The organism is Cyclobacterium qasimii M12-11B (assembly GCF_000427295.1).
Taxonomy (GTDB): domain Bacteria; phylum Bacteroidota; class Bacteroidia; order Cytophagales; family Cyclobacteriaceae; genus Cyclobacterium; species Cyclobacterium qasimii.
Genome location: NZ_ATNM01000142.1, coordinates 41,996 through 59,490 on the forward strand (window position 1 = coordinate 41,996; position 17,495 = coordinate 59,490).

Consider the following 17,495-nt stretch of genomic DNA (forward strand, 5'->3'; position numbering starts at 1 on the left):
TTACTATGCTTCAGATTTCTTTTCCCCTTCATCGAAGGTAAACTTCACAGGATTAGAAACTTTTTCGTCAAGAAGAGCTAACGCTAAAACTTCATTTACCTGATCGACAAAATGAAACTGTACCCCTTTAAGGTAAGAATCATCGATTTCTTCAATGTCTCTTTGATTTCTTTTACAAAGAATGATGTCTTCAATTCCAGCTCTTTTAGCAGCTAGAATCTTTTCTTTAATACCACCTACTGGCATCACCTTACCTCTTAAGGTGATTTCTCCCGTCATAGCCAACTTGGTTTTGACCTTTCTTTGAGTATAAATAGAGGCTATGGCAGTTAGCATGGTAATCCCTGCTGATGGACCATCTTTCGGTACTGCACCTGCAGGTACATGTATGTGCAGGTCATATTGATCGAATACACGATAATCTATGTCCAGCATGTCTGCATGGGATTTCAAGTAGGATATGGCGGTCATGGCTGATTCCTTCATGACATCACCCAACTGACCTGAAAGCGTCAGTTTACCTTTACCTCTACTAATGCTCGCTTCAATAAAAAGAATTTCTCCTCCCACTGAAGTCCAGGCCAATCCTGTAACCACTCCTGGAATGGAGTTGTCCTGGTAAATCTCCTTGTCAAATATTTCTCCACCAAGAATTTTCCTTACGGAGGCAGTGGTTATCTTTTTCTGGTAAGTTTCCTCCATCGCTATAGATTTAGCGATGTTTCTAATTACTTTCCCGATTTGTCTTTCCAAACTTCTAACGCCAGACTCTCTAGTGTAATCTTCTATGATTTTAACTAAGGAATCATTGGAAAAAGAGATGTCTTTAGATTTAAGCCCATGTTCCCTCCTTTGTTTGGGAACCAAATGTTTTTTGGCAATCTCTACCTTTTCTTCCATTGTGTAGCCAGTAACCTCAATGATCTCCATCCTGTCTCTAAGGGCAGGTTGTAGGTTTTCTAGTGTGTTGGCAGTGGCAATAAAGAGCACTTTCGATAAATCGTAGTCTACTTCAACGTAATTGTCTACAAATGCACTGTTTTGTTCAGGATCCAAAACCTCCAAAAATGCGGAAGATGGATCTCCTCTGAAGTCTGTGCTTATTTTATCTATTTCATCCAAAACGAAAACAGGATTTGATGATTTACCCTTTTTCATGTTTTGAATAATTTTGCCAGGCATGGCTCCTATATAGGTTTTTCTATGCCCTCTTATTTCTGATTCGTCATGAAGACCACCTAAGGACATTCGTACGTATTTTCTCCCTAAGGCTTTGGCAATGGACTTCCCTAGAGATGTTTTACCAACTCCTGGAGGGCCATATAGGCATAAAATAGGGCCTTTAAGGTCTTGCTTTAATTTTAGCACTGCGAGGTATTCAATAATTCTGTCCTTCACCTTGTCTAGTCCAGAGTGATCTCTGTCCAGAATTTTCTTTGCTCTGTTAAGGTCAAAATTATCGGTAGTAAAATCATTCCATGGAAGATCTACCAATACTTCAGCGTAATTAATGGCAATGGGATATTCTGCAGTAGCAGGATTCATCCTCATGATTTTATCCAGTTCCTTATTGAACTGGGTGGCAACATCTTTCGGCCACTTTTTCTTTTTCCTCTAAGCCTTAATTCTTCAACTTCCTTGTCTGGGCCCTCATCACCTAATTCTGTTTGAAGGACTTTCATCTGCTGTCTTAAAAAATAATCCCGCTGCTGCTGATCTATGTCAGTATGCACCTTTTTTTGGATTTCATTTTTGAGTTCGAGCATCTGAATGTCTTTCATCATAAACTCAAGCAATAAGGTGGCTCTGTCTATGCCATCATTAATTTCCAGTAGTTTTTGTTTGGAATCTACCGGTGCATTGATGTTTGATGAAAGAAAATGTGTGAGAAAGGAAGTGCTGTCAATATTGTCAAGCGCTACCTGGGCTTCTCTTGGTATTTCTGGATTTAACTGCAGAATTTTAAATGCCGATTCCTTGAGAGATTGCTCTAAGGCCTCTATTTTTTTGTCATTCTTAGGGAAGGTTTCATCCAAATAAGAGACACTCGCCTGGAAATATGGATCCTCTGTTAATTCTTCCTCGATTTTAAAGCGTTTTTTGCCTTGGATAATGATAGTTGTATTGCCGTCTGGCAGAACAATCATTTTCACAATTTTAGCAAGTGTACCAACATGATAAATATCATCCCAGGAGGGATCTTCAATGTTTGGATTTCTTTGGGCACAGACTCCGATAAGTTTATCCCCTTTCTGGGCTTTTTTTATAAGCTTTATAGATCGCTGTCTACCCACAGTTATCGGAATAACTACACCAGGAAACAGTACAGTGTTTCTAACTGAGAGTATGGGTATTTCTTTTGCGTAGTTTTCTTCTTTTATGCTAGTTTCATCTTCGTCATCAGTAATTAACTGAATAAGATCTCCTTCTCCTGAAAAATCTCCTAACATAAGTGAATGGTATAATTGATTGTCGTTATTGTTCATACAGACATTATGACAGATGTTGTGTCATGTTATTTTATGGAAATAAGAAAAACCCCTATTAAACAGGCTGTTAAACAAGCATAGTCCAAGGCCTATGCCAATTTATTTCCTTTTACAAATTGGCAGGCAATAAAAATTAGGGGTAAATTTAAAATGGGGATATAATATTCCCCATTTTAAAGAAATTCACTTATTAGCTACCTGTGAAAAGCTTAAGAATATCATTCCCTATAGCGAAAACCATGATGGCTAATAAAAGGACCATGCCGATTTTTTGTGCATTTTCAAGGAATCTATCAGAGGGGCTTCTACCGGATACCATTTCATACAGTAGAAACATTACATGACCACCATCTAAAGCAGGAATTGGAAGCAAGTTCATAAAGGCCAGTATCATGGAAATTAAGCCTGTGATGGACCAGAATTTTGTCCAGTCCCAAGTAGAACCATAAATTTTAGCCATCCCTATTGGTCCACTGACATTTTTTGTAGAGACTTCGCCAGTAAACATTTTGCCCATGGCTCTGGCGTTGATAATGACCACACTAAATGCTCTTTCTGTCCCAATTGGGATAGATTGTGCAAATGAATATTTTTTGCTTACTGGTTCAAGTAAGTTGTTTGCAGCAATTCCAATGGTCCCATCTTCCATTACATCTAAATTCGTAATGACCTCCTGTTGGTCTCTCAGCAAAGTTAATTCTACTGACTCACCTTTGTGCTCCCCGAGCGCTGCTTGTAGTTCGTTGAAATAGTTAATAGGCTGCTCATTAATGGCAGTTATTTTGTCTCCTTTTTGAATTCCTGCTTTAATAGCTGTTCCTTCCGGGTTTAATTCCAGGATGGTAAAAGGAAAACGAATACTAATGAAGTTTGACATGCTTTCCTCATTAGAGAAGGAATTTATAAAACCTCGGGGGATATCAATTTTCATTTGTTCTCCATCCCTTTCAATCGTATAATAGCCATCAGAGCTAAGTAAGGCATTTCCGCCACTCAGGTCGTTCAATGACTCGTAAGGAATGCCATTGATGTCCAGTATTTTATCTCCGTCTTCAAAGCCTATTTGTTGACCGATATCGTAAGCTACGATACCATTTTCAATCACCTGGTCTCTAGAGAAATAGGTTTCGCCTTTACTGTATACCAGAAAAACAAAAATGATAATTCCAGTTACAACATTTACAATAACACCACCCAGCATTACTATCAACCGCTGCCATGCCGGCTTGGAACGAAACTCCCAAGGTTGGGGCTCTGCAGACATTTGTTCGGCATCGAGTGATTCGTCTACCATTCCGGAAATTTTGACGAATCCTCCCAATGGAATTGCGCCTATAGAATACTCAGTTTCTTTCCATTGAAAACCGATTATTTTTGGAGGGAATCCTATGGAGAATTTTTCAACTCTCATTCCAAACATTTTTGCTGCTAGAAGGTGCCCCAATTCGTGTAGGCCGACTAAAATCGACAAGCCGAGTAGCAATTGCGCTACCATTATTAATGTATCCATTCTTTATTTTCTGCTAATTAATTCTTCTGAAATTATTCTCGTTTCTCTGTCGGTCGCAATTAAGTCGTCCAAACTAGGTTTTTTAATAAAACTGATTTTATCCATGCTCTGTTCAATAAGATCTGACATTTCAAGGAATTTGATTTTGTCTTGCAAAAATGCTGCCACCGCAATTTCGTTGGCAGCGTTTAAAGAACAAGCAGCATTTCCACCTTTTTCTAAGGCGATAAAAGCCAAGTCAAGGTTTTTAAATGTTTCCCTATCAGGCTTCTCAAATTGAAGGCTAGGATAATCCATGAAATCAAACCTTTGAAAATTAGATTTGATTCTGTCAGGGTAAGATAAGGCAAATTGAATAGGAATACGCATATCTGGTAGTCCAAGTTGTGCTTTTATTGACCCGTCCTCAAATTGAACCAAGGAATGAACGATAGATTGTGGGTGAACGACTACGTCAATCTGATTTGCTTCTAATCCAAAAAGCCACTTTGCCTCTATTACTTCCAGTCCTTTGTTCATCAAAGAAGCTGAATCTATTGTGATTTTGGCTCCCATATCCCAATTGGGGTGCTTGAGTGCTTGCTCCTTGGTGACGTTTTTCAAGAAATCACGGTCCTTTCCCCTAAAAGGTCCACCTGAGGCAGTAAGTATGATCTTTTCGATAGGGTTATGAAATTCTCCAATCAAACATTGAAAGATAGCAGAATGTTCCGAATCTACAGGGTAGATGTTTACCGCTTTTTCTTTGGCTAGCTTGGTGATAAGGTCTCCCGCAACCACTAAGGTTTCTTTATTGGCCAAGGCAATGGGTTTGCCTGCTTCTATCGCTTTGATGGTAGGTATCAATCCTGCATAGCCTACCAAAGCTGTCAGCACAATGTCAATGGTTTCCATTTCTACTACCGATGCTATGGCTTTTTCGCCAGCATAAACTTTAATAGGATGGTTACCCAGTGCTTCTTTTACTTCTTGATAATGACTTTCGTTGCCAATAACTACAACATTTGGTTGAAAAGCAATCGCTTGCTTAATTAGGAGGTCTTTGTTATTATGAGCAGTAAGTACTTCTACTTGAAATTTATCAGAATGTTGCTGAATTACATCTAAAGCTTGGGTACCTATACTGCCTGTTGAGCCTAAGATGGCCACACGTTTATTTGTAGACATGGAAATTTTTTACTTTCAAAAAAGCACAGTGCTGAACATGGCACTTTACGTTATCTTCTATTGACAAATTTACAAGGTAAAACCAGTATTCCCGTTTTTTTTACGCTTTTTAAAGAAGATGTTTTTTTTGTGCCATTTGGCGAAAGAATATGCTGTGGTTTTTTTAGGGTAAAATGTTTAAAAAATGTTAAATTAATTGACTGGAAAATGCGAAAAGTCGTATTTGATATTGAACTCAATATTTTAAGTTATGTTAAAAAATGTTCTATTAGTTTTAGTAGCGTTTATTGGTGGATTAATAGGTGCCTGGGTGTTTCAGGAATTTTTAAGTGATGAGTTATCAGTTCAGAAAACTGATAATTATTCTTTGATTCAAGATCTCCCTACTTCGCAGCTTACTAATTTGACGCATTCAAATGGGGCTTCGGAATCACAAATTAATCCTGTGCCTGATTCATTTGTGGATGCTTCAGAAAACAGTACCAGTTCGGTCGTGTTTATTAAAAACTTCTCAGGTACAGATTCCCGAAGGTACAGTGTCTTTGACTACTTTTTCGGTCAGGGAATCGGGCAACAAACCGTTAGTACTGGGTCGGGGGTGATTTTTTCAGCCGATGGCTATATTATTACCAATAACCATGTCATAGATAAAGCCGAAACCATAGAAGTGATCCATAAAAAGAGAACCTATAAAGCGAGTTTAATTGGCTCTGATGCCAATACAGATATCGCCGTGCTGAAAATTGAAGCGGAAAACTTAAAAGCCATTGAAATAGGTAGCAGTCGTTCTTTGAAGATAGGAGAGTGGGTTTTGGCAGTTGGAAACCCCTTTAACCTCACTTCCACGGTGACAGCAGGGATAGTTTCTGCCAAAGAGAGACAGATCAATATTATGGGTGGAGAATTTCCACTGGAATCTTTCATTCAAACTGATGCGCCTATAAATCCTGGGAATTCGGGAGGTGCTTTGGTAAATACAAAAGGGGAACTGGTTGGGATCAATACTGCAATTTTAAGTAGAACAGGGTCCTACACGGGGTATGGTTTTGCCGTTCCTGTGGACATCGCTACAAAAATCGCCAATGACCTCATCCGGTTTGGCGAAGTTCAAAAAGCAATACCGGGAGTTGAGGTAAGTGTCATCACTCCGGAGCGGGCAGAAGAAATGGAAATTGAAACTTTAGATGGTGTCATCGTTTCTCATATTATCAGAAATGGTGCCGCAGAGAAATCAGGAATCAAAGTGAATGATGTTATTGTTCAGGTTGATGGGAATGCAATATCAGGTAAAGGGAGCTTTGAAGAAGCATTGTCCTATTATTACCCTGGAGATAAGATTAGTATTGGCTATCTAAGAGGAGGGAAAAAGAGCAGTGTTGAGCTTACACTCCAAAACCTGCTTGGAGGAACCGGTGTGATCAAAAGGTCTTTTTATTCCTCCCCACTATTAGGAGCTAAACTAGAAACCATTAATGCAATAGAAATGGATCGTTTTGGTATCCCTTATGGAATAAAACTAAGCTCAATGACCAGAGGATATCTAAGAGATTTAGGATTTGGAGAAGGTTTTATCCTTACCAGTCTAAATGACGAACCTGCAAAAGACCCCGAAGTGGTCGGTAAGTTTTTAGAAGACTTTAGTGGTCAATTGAGAGTGGAAGGACTTACGCCAGGAGGACGCTCCTTTGCGCAATCTTATTCAGTCAGGTAGTCAAAAAAGGCAGTAATTGATTGTTACCGGACTTGAGGTCTAAGTAACTCAAATCCTTATCGGGAAAATATTTAAAACCCGATAAGGATTTTTTATGTTTTCTCTGTTGGTTTAAATGGCTTGGCATAAGGCAACCTGTCCAGTTTATTTACAGAATGGTAGCTGTCTATTCCTGATACGGTGATCGTTCCCAGTTGGTCGAGGTCGATGAAACCATCTTCTTCTACGGCCTGTGGCTTTACCCACACTTCTTCAATGCTTGCGATAATTAAAACCGTCTCATTGACAGCCAATGTGATTTTGTCTTTCAGAAGGCAAGCGATTTTTAACGGGCTTTCTTTTACAAAAGGGGCTTTGAAATTATTTAGGTACTCTTCCTCAAGTCCTGTCGCTTCAAACTCTGATTTATCCCATCGGGCGCTACAAAGGTGCGCTTCTTTATAGAAGGATTCCGAGACTTGATTTAAAGTGAAATGGCCATTTTGAAGAATGTTTTCCAAAGTGTGTCGTTCAACTGAATGAGGGCGGAATAAAATACCAACAGTGGGAGGATTGGCACCAACATGAAAAACCTGACTAAATGGCGCCAGGTTGGTTTCTGCACTTTCTTCGTTAATACTTCCTATTAGGTTTAAGCTTTTATACCCACTTAAGCTATTTACGAAATTTCGGTTATAGGATTTGCCTGCTGCTAGCAGGGCTTCTTTGGTGAAATGTTTCATCAATTTTGGATTGCCTCTTCTAAAGTGTCACAATATTTCATGTCCAGGTCATTGATTATATTTCCCGGATGGTCCTCAAGGATTTGTTTTTTTGCGATCATGACCATCTTTACAAACCAGGCTTCATCGGGCAATATTTTTCTATGGGTTTTGATTCCATAATGGTAAACCTCTTTTTTCCAGTCCAGAAAATACCACTCCATACTTGGCTGATGAAAAGCCCTCAAAGCCCTTTTGTCGAAAATAAATTTATGATAAGTACCTTCTTTTATGATTGAAGTAATTTGATGAAAGATTGCTTTAAAATCGGCTATGGGTACATAGTCGACCAATAGTTTACAAATGATTATTCCCTCAGATTTATTCGTCAAAACTTGGGCGTACTTTTCTTCAAAAGAAACTTCGAAATTTTGCAGTGCAGATTTATTCAAGGTGTCGGTCATAATTGGTTAATTTCTTGCCTGTTACCTATTTTTACGGTTAAAATGAGTAATAGATTCAATGAAAAGAGCTTTTGCTTTCGTTTTTCTTGCTTTCAACTTCCTTTTTGAAATTCCCTAAATCATCTTCCAGCTTCATGGCATAGTTGATAGTGGTTTTCATTAGCTCCTGTTGTGCTGAAATTTGTTCTTTTAATCGTGAAAGCTCTCGATTTATATCAGCTAAATTTTCTTCATACTCTTGTCTTAATTGCTCTTTTTCAAGTTTCGCCTTTTTTAATTCCGCTTTAAAAATTAAATATGATTCCGGTGGAGTCCTCATTTCTCTGCTGTTTTGGTGCTAGGAACGATCCCTTTGCGATCTTCACTTTTATTAATCCACTAGTAGGAGTGACCTAAATAATTATTTAATAACTGACATACCACCATCTACCTTTAATACCTGACCGGTAATCCAGGAGGATTTATCTGACAATAAAAATGCAGTTGAGGAGGCAATGTCTTCAACTGTTCCAAACCTTCCTAGTGGGTGTCTTTTCGAAGCAGCAGCCTTCTTGTCATCGGTCGAGAGTAAAGCATTTGCTAAGGGGGTGTCTGTAAGGGATGGGGCGATAGCGTTTACTCGGATTCCAGAGACTGCCCATTCAGCAGCCAGAGATCTCGTAAGTCCTTCTATGGCTCCCTTTGCTCCAGCTACCGAGCTGTGAAAACCCAAGCCTGTCTGAACGGCCACGGTACTATAAAGTACTACAGAGGCAGATTGGGCCTTTTTTAACGAATTTTCCAAAATTTGAAGTACTTTAATTGCCCCCAAATAATTAATTTCTAAATCCTGCCTAAATTCTGAAATTTTAAGTCTTTTGAAAGGTTTGAGGTTGATGGTCCCAGGGCAGTATACCAAGCCGTGTACAACTTCCGGTAAATTTGGTATTTCTTCAAAATCATCTAAGATGTCTAATTGATTGGCACCTGTTTTAGACCTTGAATAAGAATAAATTTTGGCCCCTTCACTGGAAAGTGTTTCTGCCACTTTTTTGCCTATACCGCTGTTTCCTCCTATAATTACTATGTTCTTTCCCTTCATTGATCCATTCTTTATTTATCTATTAGAATGAATTAATGAACAAATTGTTTAATAAATTTTACTGAAAAGTCGGATATCCTCTGAAAAAATAAAAAGTGAATAAAAAAAGCTGCCATCATTTAAGGGTGGCAGCTTTGCTAATGAAGCTTGTTGAATGCTATAGCGGTAACTTAGGGCCTATTACCTGGCCATGGAAATGTATTTCAGGAATTCATTTCTTTTTTGTGGATCATTTTCAAATTGTCCACTATAAAATGAGGTGACAGTGCTACTGGTTGTGTCTCTTACTCCTCTGCTTGATACGCACATATGGTCCGCATCTAAAATTATTGCAACATCGTCTGTTCCCAATGCCATTTTTAGTTCATTGCCTATTTGGACCGTAAGCCTTTCCTGAACTTGAGGTCTTTTGGCGAAGTACTGTACAATCCGATTGATTTTAGATAATCCGATTACATTGCCCTTGGAAATATAAGCGACATGTGCTTTTCCATAAATGGGTACAAAATGATGTTCGCAATGGGAGAAAAAAGTAATGTCTTTCTCTACCAACATTTCATTGTACCGGTATTTGTTTTGAAATAATTTTACCTCAGGCTTATTTTTTGGGTCTAACCCCGAAAAAACTTCTTTTATGAACATTTTTGCTACTCTCTTGGGCGTTCCTTTGAGACTGTCATCGGTAAGGTCCAACCCAAGTATATTCATGATTCCTTTAAAATGTTTTTCAATCAATTCCATTTTTAGGTCATCGTCCATTTCAAAAGCATCTTCCCTCAATGGTGTTTCATGGGAGGAAGAAATATGTTCGTCGCCTAAGTCGTCAATGGTTTGATTGAGATCAATCCCCGCTGAATTCAACAAAGTTTCTTTCTGTTTCATATAATCGAATTGTTAAGTCGTATTTTAATTCAATTTCTTCTCTCAAAATATTCCAAATAACCACAGCAATGTTTTCTGCAGTTGGATTAAGGTTTTTGAATTCATCGACATCTAAATTTAAGTTTTTGTGATCAAATTTACTTGTTATGTGTTCCTTTATTACATCCTTCAGTTTCTTCATGTCATAGACATAGCCAGTGTCAGGGTCTATAGGACCAGACAATTTTACGACCAAATCATAATTGTGACCATGATAGCTGGGATTGTTGCACTTTCCGAAAACGGCTTTGTTTTTTTCCTCCGACCACTTTGGGTTGTGAAGCCTATGGGCCGCATTAAAATGTTCTTTTCGGTAGATGGCTATTTTCATAAATTGTCTAACAGACTATCTGTGTTTTTGTTTTTTTGATAGTATTAAATCACCAAAGGATAAAAATCGCAAAGCAGCTTTTTTGTTAAAGGACTTATAACTCGCTTTAATCGCTTTTTTTTATACCAACCGTGAGAACAAATAATTAGGGGGTATCGGTTCAAAATTAATTAAATAATGGTTAATGTTGGTTTATTGGTTAAATTTAACTCGGTGAAAAAGGTGATAAAAGTGGGCTGTTTTAAGTATTAATCAGCATAATTTGAGGCTTCGTTTTTCACTGGGTCAGGTATGGCTAATTACTCTGATTATTTTAAAATTGCGGGATAAAGGCCGATAATTTTTTTTGAGGGAAGCAAAATATTTCCCCTTAAAAACTGTTGTAATTTAGGAGTAGTTTTGGCTTAGCCTTTGACTGTCTGGGTTTTCAAGTGGAGGAGAATTCCATGGGATTTGGAATCTTTGAATATATAGTGCTGTTATACTTAATGAAATGGGAGGATTGGTTCTAAAGCGAATATTTCAGATGTTAATTCAACCTCTCAGAGACGGATTTCAATTTTACAGCTCTGCTTTATTGTTTAAAACTTCTTTTCAACTAAATATTTTATGATTAAAATTCTCGCCTTTACACTTCTGATTATTTGTCCGGTTTTTTCCTTTGAAAATACGCAATTACCTGAGCTTGTTAAAAAAGTTGAGCCTAATTCAAGCTCAGATAAGGTAGCCGCTTCAGTTGCCACTATTTGGGAGCGTATTCGATCGGATCAAAATTCGTTGAAGAAAGAAGTGTTGGTGATGGCATATGAAGGTTATCAGAAAATGGTGAATGATGGCTTACTTGAAGAAGGTAAACCTTTGACAATTATTGATTTTGACCTGCCATCCTCTGAGGAAAGGCTTTGGATAATAGACATCCAAAACCAAGAGCTGGAATATGTTTCATTAGTGGCTCATGGGAGAAACTCCGGTGGGCTTCACGCCGAAAAATTCTCAAATGTTCCGGAGAGTTATATGAGTAGTCTTGGTTTTTACCTTACTGCTGAAACATACATAGGAAAGCATGGGAAATCTTTAAGGTTGGATGGAATGGAAGAAGGGATTAATGATAATGCTCGGTTAAGGGCAATCGTAATGCACGCTGCTGAATATGCTGAGGGTTCATTTGTTAAGCTTCATGGCAGGTTGGGTAGAAGCTTGGGCTGTCCAGCATTACCAGACGATAATTTTAAAGAAATAATTGATTTAATAAAGAATAAAAGCTGTTTATTTATTCACGCCAGTGAAAATACCTATAGGACTCAATCCGCTTATATTGGGCGTTTTACAGCAGGGTAATTCCCACTACCTCTCAGTTTTAAAAATAATCCTTCAAAGGCTTTTGTAATAAATCGAAAAGCTCATCATCTCTTGAATAAATATCCTTTCTAACCTGGTCAGTGTTTTTGCTATCTGTCCAAAAAGTAAGGTAGAGAATGATGACAGGAATTTTTCTAGTAAGCGTAACAGATTTTTCTTTATTCGCTTCCATTGCTTTTTTTATCAGCTCGTCTGTCCACAAAGGTTGGTCGGCAAGTAATAACTTGGCCAACTCAAATGGCTGTTGGATACGAATACATCCCGAACTCAAAGCCCTTTCTTCTTTGGAAAAAAGCGTTCTTGCAGGGGTGTCGTGAATGTATACATTGTGCTTGTTCGGAAACATAAATTTCACCTTCCCAAGAGAATTATGTGCTCCTGGGTCTTCCCTTATCATATATTTGAAGTTTTTGCTGGTTACAGTATTCCAGTTGATTTCAGAGGGATTGATTTCCTTTCCTGAATAATCGAGAATCCGCATGTTCTTAGACGCCAGATAATTTTGATTTTTCTTGATTGATGGAAGGACATCATTCTTTAATATGGTAGGAGGCACTGTCCATGTAGGGCTAAACACCAAATAAGACATTGCAGCATTGAAAACAGGCGTTTTTCTATACGATTTACCTACAATGGCATTGGTGTGCAATAAGGTGTCTGTCTTACTGATAAAATCCATGGCATAATTGGCAATATTTACAAGTATCATTTCCTGGACAGTAGTGTCAGGAAGCCACCTTAAGCGTTCCATATTCACGCCGATCTGTTTGATGACCTCTAGAGGACTCTTGTTCAAAGCATCAATAGTGGCCTTTCCCAAAACACCATCAGCCTTTAAGCCGTTTCTTTCCTGAAAAACCTTAACACCATTCAATAAAAGAGAATCGTATACTTCCACATTTTCGGATTGAATAGGGGAAGCTTTTAAATCTCCCCAGAACAATAACCTTTCCCTGATAATTTTCACCTCGGGGCTTGCCTGCGCAAGCTCGATTGGTTCCTTTATCGTTATGGTTTTCCAGTTTTTAGCGCTTTGGTTCTTTTGAAGTCCTATGTACTTGATCATGGACTGTCTCATCCGGGTGTAAATGGCGAACTTCGGTTGAAGGCTGAATAACTGTGTCCTGACATTGCCTTGGGAAACTGCTAAGTGAAGTTTTTCTACAACCTTTTGCTCGTTGCCTTTTTGCATGATTTCCCAGGATCCATTGATATGCTCCGGGTGAACTTTCCCCCCGTAAATGTGACTGGCATAAACGATGAATGCATCGCTAAGCAAGAAATCAACCTTGGCCAATTCATGTGCCGTTAACGGAGTCCCTGAGAAATATTTTTCAAAATAAGGATTGATGGCAACAAGGTGGTAGTCTTCCGGAATTAAGCCCTCGAATGCTGCATTTTGTATAAGCAATCGCAATTCCAGTGCGTTGCATGTGAATGTTTGGTTTTCAGACCACCCAGGTTCAAATGCCCTGTCGGAATAAAAGACAGGTAATTCTGTGCTTGAATATAAGGGGCTTTCGTTGAAGAGGATATTCAAATAAGTGCTATCCCCTTCCAGTATCGTTCTGATTTCGTTTGTTACCAATTGGTTTTGTGAAAAGACCTCGATCCTTAAAAAAAACCATTTGGGTTACCAGTAGTAAATAGAAACAATACTTTGCTTTTTTCATGACAGCGAATAATTTTTAAATTGATTTCCTAGCATCCAGGCACTTTTAAGCATGGCTAGAAAATCATCCATGTCTTCAAGAGGGATCATATTAGGTCCATCACTTAATGCTACAGATGGATTTGGGTGGGTTTCGATAAAAAACCATCGATTCCAGCTGCTCCAGCTGCTCTTGCCAGGTAGGGCGCCATTTGGCGTTGACCTCCACTTGTTCCTTTATTTGCACCCGGCTGTTGTACACTATGGGTGACATCGAATATTACAGGAGCGAACTGCCGCATGATTGGTAAGGCGCGCATGTCTACCACAAGATTATGGTAACCGAGAGAAAAACCTCTTTCAGTAAGCGCCACATTGTTATTGCCAGTAGACCGAACCTTGTCCACCGCATATTGCATGTCTTCGGGTGCCATAAACTGACCTCTTTTATTTTGATAGCTTTACCGGTTTTTCCTGCGGCTATCAAAAGGTCTGTTTGCCGACAAAGAAAAGCTGGGATCTGCAAAACGTCGACTACATCAGCCACAGCCTCTACTTGATAGCTTTCATGTACATCTGTCACCAAAGGTACATTAAGCGTATTGCCTACCGTTTGAAGTACTTGTAAAGATTTTTCATGTCCAATACCCCTATAAGAATCAGAGGAGGTTCGGTTTGCCTTGTCGAAAGAAGCCTTAAAGACGTATCCAAAACCGTGTTTTGCGGCAAGATCTTTAACAGTACTGCCTATTTCGAGGCAAATGTCCAGGCTTTCTACTGCACAAGGACCTGAAAATAAAATAGGTTGGCTTCCACCCAATATCAGGTTTTTTCCTATGGTCATTGTATGCTGACTTCTTTCCATTTTTGACTTCAATAATTTATATATTAGGTAAGGTTTTTAGCAGGCATTGAAGGTAGATTTCCACCAGCAAAGAGGATTAAGTCAGCTAATTCTCTAAAAGCTCCCTGCCCTCCCTTTTTTAGGGTGACATAATCTACTTTTTCTTTGACATAGTGTATTGCATCTGCAGGAGCTGCTGAAAAACCAACATTTAATAACAGTTCCAGATCGATTATATCATCTCCAATATAAGCAACTTGATTCGGATTTAATTCCATTTCCTCCATAACAGCTGATAAAGTTGGCCACTTTTCCCGAATGCCATGCAGATGGAAATCTACTCCCATTTGTTCGCATCGGATTTTGGATACAGATACATTTCTTCCAGTGATTATACCAGTTTTTATACCGTTATCACGAAGGTAAGGGATGATTTGCCCATCCTTTACCTGAAACCTTTTGTACTCCATACCATTGTCGTCCAAAATGATTCCTCCATCTGTTAGTACGCCATCGAGATCAGTTACCAGAAGTTTTATTTCTCTGGCCTTATTAAGTACTTCTTCAAAGTTAGTATTGAAGTAATCCATCATCGCTTGTTTTTCCATTGGATGGAATACAAGTCCAACCTCCGTTGTTCAAGATTTCTTACACTGCCTGTTTTACGTAACTTGGTCAATAACCCCAGATCTACATCTGCCACAATAGTGGTCTCTGTGTTTAGGGACGCTTCGCCTATAATTGCGTCGTGTGGAAAAGAAAAGTCAGAAGGAGAGTAGATCGCTGCCTGAGAATGTTGGATGTCCATGTTTTCAACACGAGGTAAGTTGCCAACAGAACCGGTGATGGCGACATAACATTCATTCTCAATGGCTCTGGCTTTAGCACAGGTGCTTACTCTCAGGTAAGCATTCTTAGTGTCTGTCCAAAATGGTACAAAAAGGATATCCATTTCCTTCTCTGCCAATATGCGGCCCAATTCAGGGAATTCCACATCATAGCAGATAAGGATACCTATCTTTCCAGCATCTGTGTCAAATACTTTTATTTGATTCCCTCCTTGAAGGCCCCAGTAAGACTGCTCATCAGGAGTGATGTGAAGTTTGTATTGTTTGTCCATAGTGCCGTCTCTTCTGCATAGATAACTTACATTACGGAGTTTTTTGCCATCATATTCAGGCATACTTCCAGCGATAATGTTGACATTATATGACAATGCCAAGTCCCGCATACGGTTTACAATTTCTTCTGTGTAATCGGCGAGGTTTCTAATTGCTTCAGAAGCATCCATTTTGTTAAAACCTGCTAATAATGGTGCATTAAAAAATTCAGGGAACAAACAGAAGTCAGACTGGTAATCAGAAACAGTATCTACAAAAAACTCTACCTGTTGCATCAAATCGTCCACATCAGTGAATCGCCTCATCTTCCATTGAACGAGCCCTAACCTTACAATAGTTTTCTTATTCCCAATTAATTTTTCATCCTTTTCATAATAAATATTGATCCATTCCAGTAAGGTGGCGTAGGCGCGGGAGTCTGTGTCTTCAGGAAGGTATTTGGTGATTACTTTCCTGACGTGAAATTCATTGGCCAGTTGAAAGGAAAGTACAGAGTCAAATATTTCTTTGTTTTTTACCAGTTCAATGTATTTTCTCGGAGACATTTGATCAGCGAATTTGCTGTAACCTGGTATTCTTCCTCCGGCGATTATAGACCTTAGGTTTAGGTTCTCGCAAAGTTCTTTTCTCGCATCATAAAGCCTTCTGCCTAGACGCAAGCCTCTGTATTCTTTGTCTACAAACACATCCGTGCCGTAAAGTGTGTCTCCATCGGGGTCGTGGGTGTCAAATTTGCCAAATCCAGTGATTTGCCCATAGGAATGGCTGTCGCCATATTTGGCATAGTCTACTATAAGGCTCATTGCTACAGCTACGACCTTACCATTGTCCTCCAAACAAATTTGCCCTTCAGGAAAGGCATTAAGTTGATTCTTGAATTCCTCCTTAGTCCAGGACATTGCCTGGGTTTTATAAGTAGAAACCATTATTTCACGAATGTCATTAAAATCAGAATGTTTGATATTTCTGAGTTTAAGCCTGTGTTCGAGTTCTTCCTTTTGTTTACTCATGGGAATAAAATTAGCAACAAATGTACCTAAATTGATGGCTTAATGGGAGTAGTTAAGAAAATTTAGAGGGATTTTTAAACTTCAATAAATTAAATTTAACTTTTTGCTCCTAAGCGTGTTACTTTAAAGGTAGATAAACAAATTTTTTTATTTATTTATCCGTAGCTTACATATGTTTTTTTAGGTTTTAATGGTTAGTGCCACACTATATGAATGAATTCTTAAAAGATGTAAAAGAGGGTAAATTTCTTGAGAAAATAAACGAGTTTCTCAATTTGAAATTATTAATGTTTGGAGAAACAACGCTAACCTTAGGCTTGCTTTTAGGCTTAACCATTTCAATTATTCTGGTTTTTGTCGTATCTGAGTTGGCGCGAAAATTTCTCGCCAATAAGGTTTTAGCCAAATACAAACTGGAAGTTGGTATTCGTCAATCCATAGCAACCATCTTTAAATACCTTTTGATCATTATCGGTTTGGTCACCATTTTGCAAAACAGCAATGTAGACTTAAGTGCTCTTGGTATTTTGGCAGGAGCTGTCGGTGTGGGTATAGGTTTTGGACTTCAGAATATAACGAATAATTTCATAAGTGGATTGGTTATTCTTTTAGAAAGGCCAATAAAAGTAGGGGATAGAATTGAAGTAGATGATGTATATGGCGATGTGATGTCGATTTCAGCAAGATCTACCACGATACTTACAAATGATAATATTTCAATAATAGTCCCTAATAGTCAGTTTATTGACAATGCTGTAATCAATTGGTCTCATAATGATAATAATATAAGGTTTAATATACCTGTAGGGGTTTCTTATAAGGAAGATCCTGAGAAAATAAAGAACATCTTGCTGGAAGTGGTTAAAAAGAATCCCGGGGTGCTTATGAAACCCGAACCCGATGTGCTCTTTGATAAATACAATGATAGTAGTATAGATTTCAATCTTAGGGTATGGACAACTGAATATACCACCAAGCCAAATGTTTTGAAGAGTCAGTTGTATTACGAGATTTTCAAAAAGTTTGTAGAGGAGAAAGTAGAGATTCCATTCCCTCAAAGGGATATACATATCCGCTCAGGTTTAGATAAAATTGCACCAGACTAATTTTTTTATTTCCTGTTTCTATTTACCTT

The 17,495-nt window shown here is 38.5% G+C and carries 14 protein-coding genes and 2 pseudogenes; 3 read left to right on the forward strand and 13 right to left on the reverse strand.

Annotation, left to right across the window (positions count from 1 at the left end):
- Nucleotides 1-3: 3 nt before the first annotated feature.
- The 3 genes and pseudogenes from lon to ADICYQ_RS18185 all read right to left on the reverse strand — a co-directional run bounded on the left by lon (nucleotide 4) and on the right by ADICYQ_RS18185 (nucleotide 5,166).
- A pseudogene (gene lon, locus ADICYQ_RS18175) lies at nucleotides 4-2,486 on the reverse strand (endopeptidase La).
- Nucleotides 2,487-2,679: 193 nt separating this feature from the next.
- A complete protein-coding gene (gene rseP, locus ADICYQ_RS18180) occupies nucleotides 2,680-3,999 on the reverse strand; it encodes an RIP metalloprotease RseP (protein ID WP_020891772.1) in 1,320 nt (439 codons plus the stop codon).
- Nucleotides 4,000-4,002: 3 nt separating this feature from the next.
- On the reverse strand, nucleotides 4,003-5,166 hold the full coding sequence (locus ADICYQ_RS18185) for a 1-deoxy-D-xylulose-5-phosphate reductoisomerase (protein WP_020891773.1): 1,164 nt from the start codon (nucleotides 5,164-5,166) through the stop codon (nucleotides 4,003-4,005).
- A gap of 250 nt (nucleotides 5,167-5,416) precedes the next feature.
- Between ADICYQ_RS18185 and ADICYQ_RS18190 the strand changes: the two genes are divergently transcribed.
- Entirely contained in the window at nucleotides 5,417-6,877 is a 1,461-nt protein-coding gene (locus tag ADICYQ_RS18190) for a S1C family serine protease (protein ID WP_020891774.1), read from the forward strand.
- 92 nt (nucleotides 6,878-6,969) lie between these two features.
- On the opposite strand, the gene ADICYQ_RS18195 is transcribed toward ADICYQ_RS18190, so the two are convergent.
- The 6 genes from ADICYQ_RS18195 to ADICYQ_RS18220 form a co-directional block, all read right to left on the reverse strand.
- Nucleotides 6,970-7,599, reverse strand: a complete 630-nt coding sequence (locus tag ADICYQ_RS18195; protein WP_020891775.1) for a flavin reductase family protein — start codon at nucleotides 7,597-7,599, stop codon at nucleotides 6,970-6,972.
- On the reverse strand, nucleotides 7,599-8,042 hold the full coding sequence (locus tag ADICYQ_RS18200) for a hypothetical protein (RefSeq protein ID WP_020891776.1): 444 nt from the start codon (nucleotides 8,040-8,042) through the stop codon (nucleotides 7,599-7,601). Before ADICYQ_RS18200 ends, ADICYQ_RS18195 begins: the two co-directional genes overlap by 1 nt.
- A gap of 55 nt (nucleotides 8,043-8,097) precedes the next feature.
- Nucleotides 8,098-8,361: a hypothetical protein gene (locus ADICYQ_RS18205; RefSeq protein ID WP_020891777.1), complete on the reverse strand. Its 264-nt coding sequence runs from the start codon at nucleotides 8,359-8,361 to the stop codon at nucleotides 8,098-8,100.
- Nucleotides 8,362-8,442: 81 nt separating this feature from the next.
- The gene (locus tag ADICYQ_RS18210; RefSeq protein ID WP_020891778.1) at nucleotides 8,443-9,123 is read right to left on the reverse strand and encodes an SDR family NAD(P)-dependent oxidoreductase; all 681 of its coding nucleotides are present in this window, start codon (nucleotides 9,121-9,123) and stop codon (nucleotides 8,443-8,445) included.
- Nucleotides 9,124-9,303: 180 nt separating this feature from the next.
- A complete protein-coding gene (gene folE / locus ADICYQ_RS18215) occupies nucleotides 9,304-10,005 on the reverse strand; it encodes a GTP cyclohydrolase I FolE (RefSeq protein ID WP_020891779.1) in 702 nt (233 codons plus the stop codon).
- Nucleotides 9,965-10,375, reverse strand: a complete 411-nt coding sequence (locus ADICYQ_RS18220; RefSeq protein WP_020891780.1) for a 6-pyruvoyl trahydropterin synthase family protein — start codon at nucleotides 10,373-10,375, stop codon at nucleotides 9,965-9,967. The genes folE and ADICYQ_RS18220 overlap by 41 nt, the downstream gene beginning before the upstream one ends.
- 609 nt (nucleotides 10,376-10,984) lie before the next feature.
- On the opposite strand from ADICYQ_RS18220, the gene ADICYQ_RS18225 reads away from it, so the two are divergent.
- Complete coding sequence (locus ADICYQ_RS18225; protein WP_020891781.1) at nucleotides 10,985-11,713, forward strand: murein L,D-transpeptidase catalytic domain family protein; 729 nt, start codon at nucleotides 10,985-10,987, stop codon at nucleotides 11,711-11,713.
- Nucleotides 11,714-11,732: 19 nt separating this feature from the next.
- On the opposite strand, the gene ADICYQ_RS18230 is transcribed toward ADICYQ_RS18225, so the two are convergent.
- From ADICYQ_RS18230 to ADICYQ_RS18245, 4 genes and pseudogenes are all read right to left on the reverse strand, one after another.
- Nucleotides 11,733-13,322 (reverse strand): L,D-transpeptidase family protein, encoded by a 1,590-nt coding sequence (locus tag ADICYQ_RS18230; protein WP_020891782.1) that lies wholly within the window; start codon nucleotides 13,320-13,322, stop codon nucleotides 11,733-11,735.
- Between the two features lie 81 nt (nucleotides 13,323-13,403).
- A pseudogene (gene kdsA / locus ADICYQ_RS18235) lies at nucleotides 13,404-14,250 on the reverse strand (3-deoxy-8-phosphooctulonate synthase).
- Between the two features lie 23 nt (nucleotides 14,251-14,273).
- On the reverse strand, nucleotides 14,274-14,837 hold the full coding sequence (locus tag ADICYQ_RS18240; RefSeq protein WP_020891785.1) for a KdsC family phosphatase: 564 nt from the start codon (nucleotides 14,835-14,837) through the stop codon (nucleotides 14,274-14,276).
- A complete protein-coding gene (locus ADICYQ_RS18245; protein ID WP_020891786.1) occupies nucleotides 14,819-16,360 on the reverse strand; it encodes a GNAT family N-acetyltransferase in 1,542 nt (513 codons plus the stop codon). The genes ADICYQ_RS18240 and ADICYQ_RS18245 overlap by 19 nt, the downstream gene beginning before the upstream one ends.
- Before the next feature lie 209 nt (nucleotides 16,361-16,569).
- On the opposite strand from ADICYQ_RS18245, the gene ADICYQ_RS18250 reads away from it, so the two are divergent.
- Nucleotides 16,570-17,466 carry a mechanosensitive ion channel family protein gene (locus ADICYQ_RS18250; protein WP_020891787.1) on the forward strand — a complete coding sequence of 299 codons (897 nt, stop codon included), beginning with the start codon at nucleotides 16,570-16,572 and terminating at the stop codon, nucleotides 17,464-17,466.
- The last annotated feature ends 29 nt before the right edge of the window (nucleotides 17,467-17,495 follow it).

Bases quoted from the DNA above. Each gene is read 5' to 3' on its own strand.
- rseP (WP_020891772.1), bottom strand. From the start codon at position 3,999: ATGGATACATTAATAATGGTAGCGCAATTGCTACTCGGCTTGTCGATT.
- ADICYQ_RS18185 (WP_020891773.1), bottom strand. From the start codon at position 5,166: ATGTCTACAAATAAACGTGTGGCCATCTTAGGCTCAACAGGCAGTATA.
- ADICYQ_RS18190 (WP_020891774.1), top strand. From the start codon at position 5,417: ATGTTAAAAAATGTTCTATTAGTTTTAGTAGCGTTTATTGGTGGATTA.
- ADICYQ_RS18195 (WP_020891775.1), bottom strand. From the start codon at position 7,599: ATGAAACATTTCACCAAAGAAGCCCTGCTAGCAGCAGGCAAATCCTAT.
- ADICYQ_RS18200 (WP_020891776.1), bottom strand. From the start codon at position 8,042: ATGACCGACACCTTGAATAAATCTGCACTGCAAAATTTCGAAGTTTCT.
- ADICYQ_RS18205 (WP_020891777.1), bottom strand. From the start codon at position 8,361: ATGAGGACTCCACCGGAATCATATTTAATTTTTAAAGCGGAATTAAAA.
- ADICYQ_RS18210 (WP_020891778.1), bottom strand. From the start codon at position 9,123: ATGAAGGGAAAGAACATAGTAATTATAGGAGGAAACAGCGGTATAGGC.
- folE (WP_020891779.1), bottom strand. From the start codon at position 10,005: ATGAAACAGAAAGAAACTTTGTTGAATTCAGCGGGGATTGATCTCAAT.
- ADICYQ_RS18220 (WP_020891780.1), bottom strand. From the start codon at position 10,375: ATGAAAATAGCCATCTACCGAAAAGAACATTTTAATGCGGCCCATAGG.
- ADICYQ_RS18225 (WP_020891781.1), top strand. From the start codon at position 10,985: ATGATTAAAATTCTCGCCTTTACACTTCTGATTATTTGTCCGGTTTTT.
- ADICYQ_RS18240 (WP_020891785.1), bottom strand. From the start codon at position 14,837: ATGGAAAAACAAGCGATGATGGATTACTTCAATACTAACTTTGAAGAA.
- ADICYQ_RS18245 (WP_020891786.1), bottom strand. From the start codon at position 16,360: ATGAGTAAACAAAAGGAAGAACTCGAACACAGGCTTAAACTCAGAAAT.
- ADICYQ_RS18250 (WP_020891787.1), top strand. From the start codon at position 16,570: ATGAATGAATTCTTAAAAGATGTAAAAGAGGGTAAATTTCTTGAGAAA.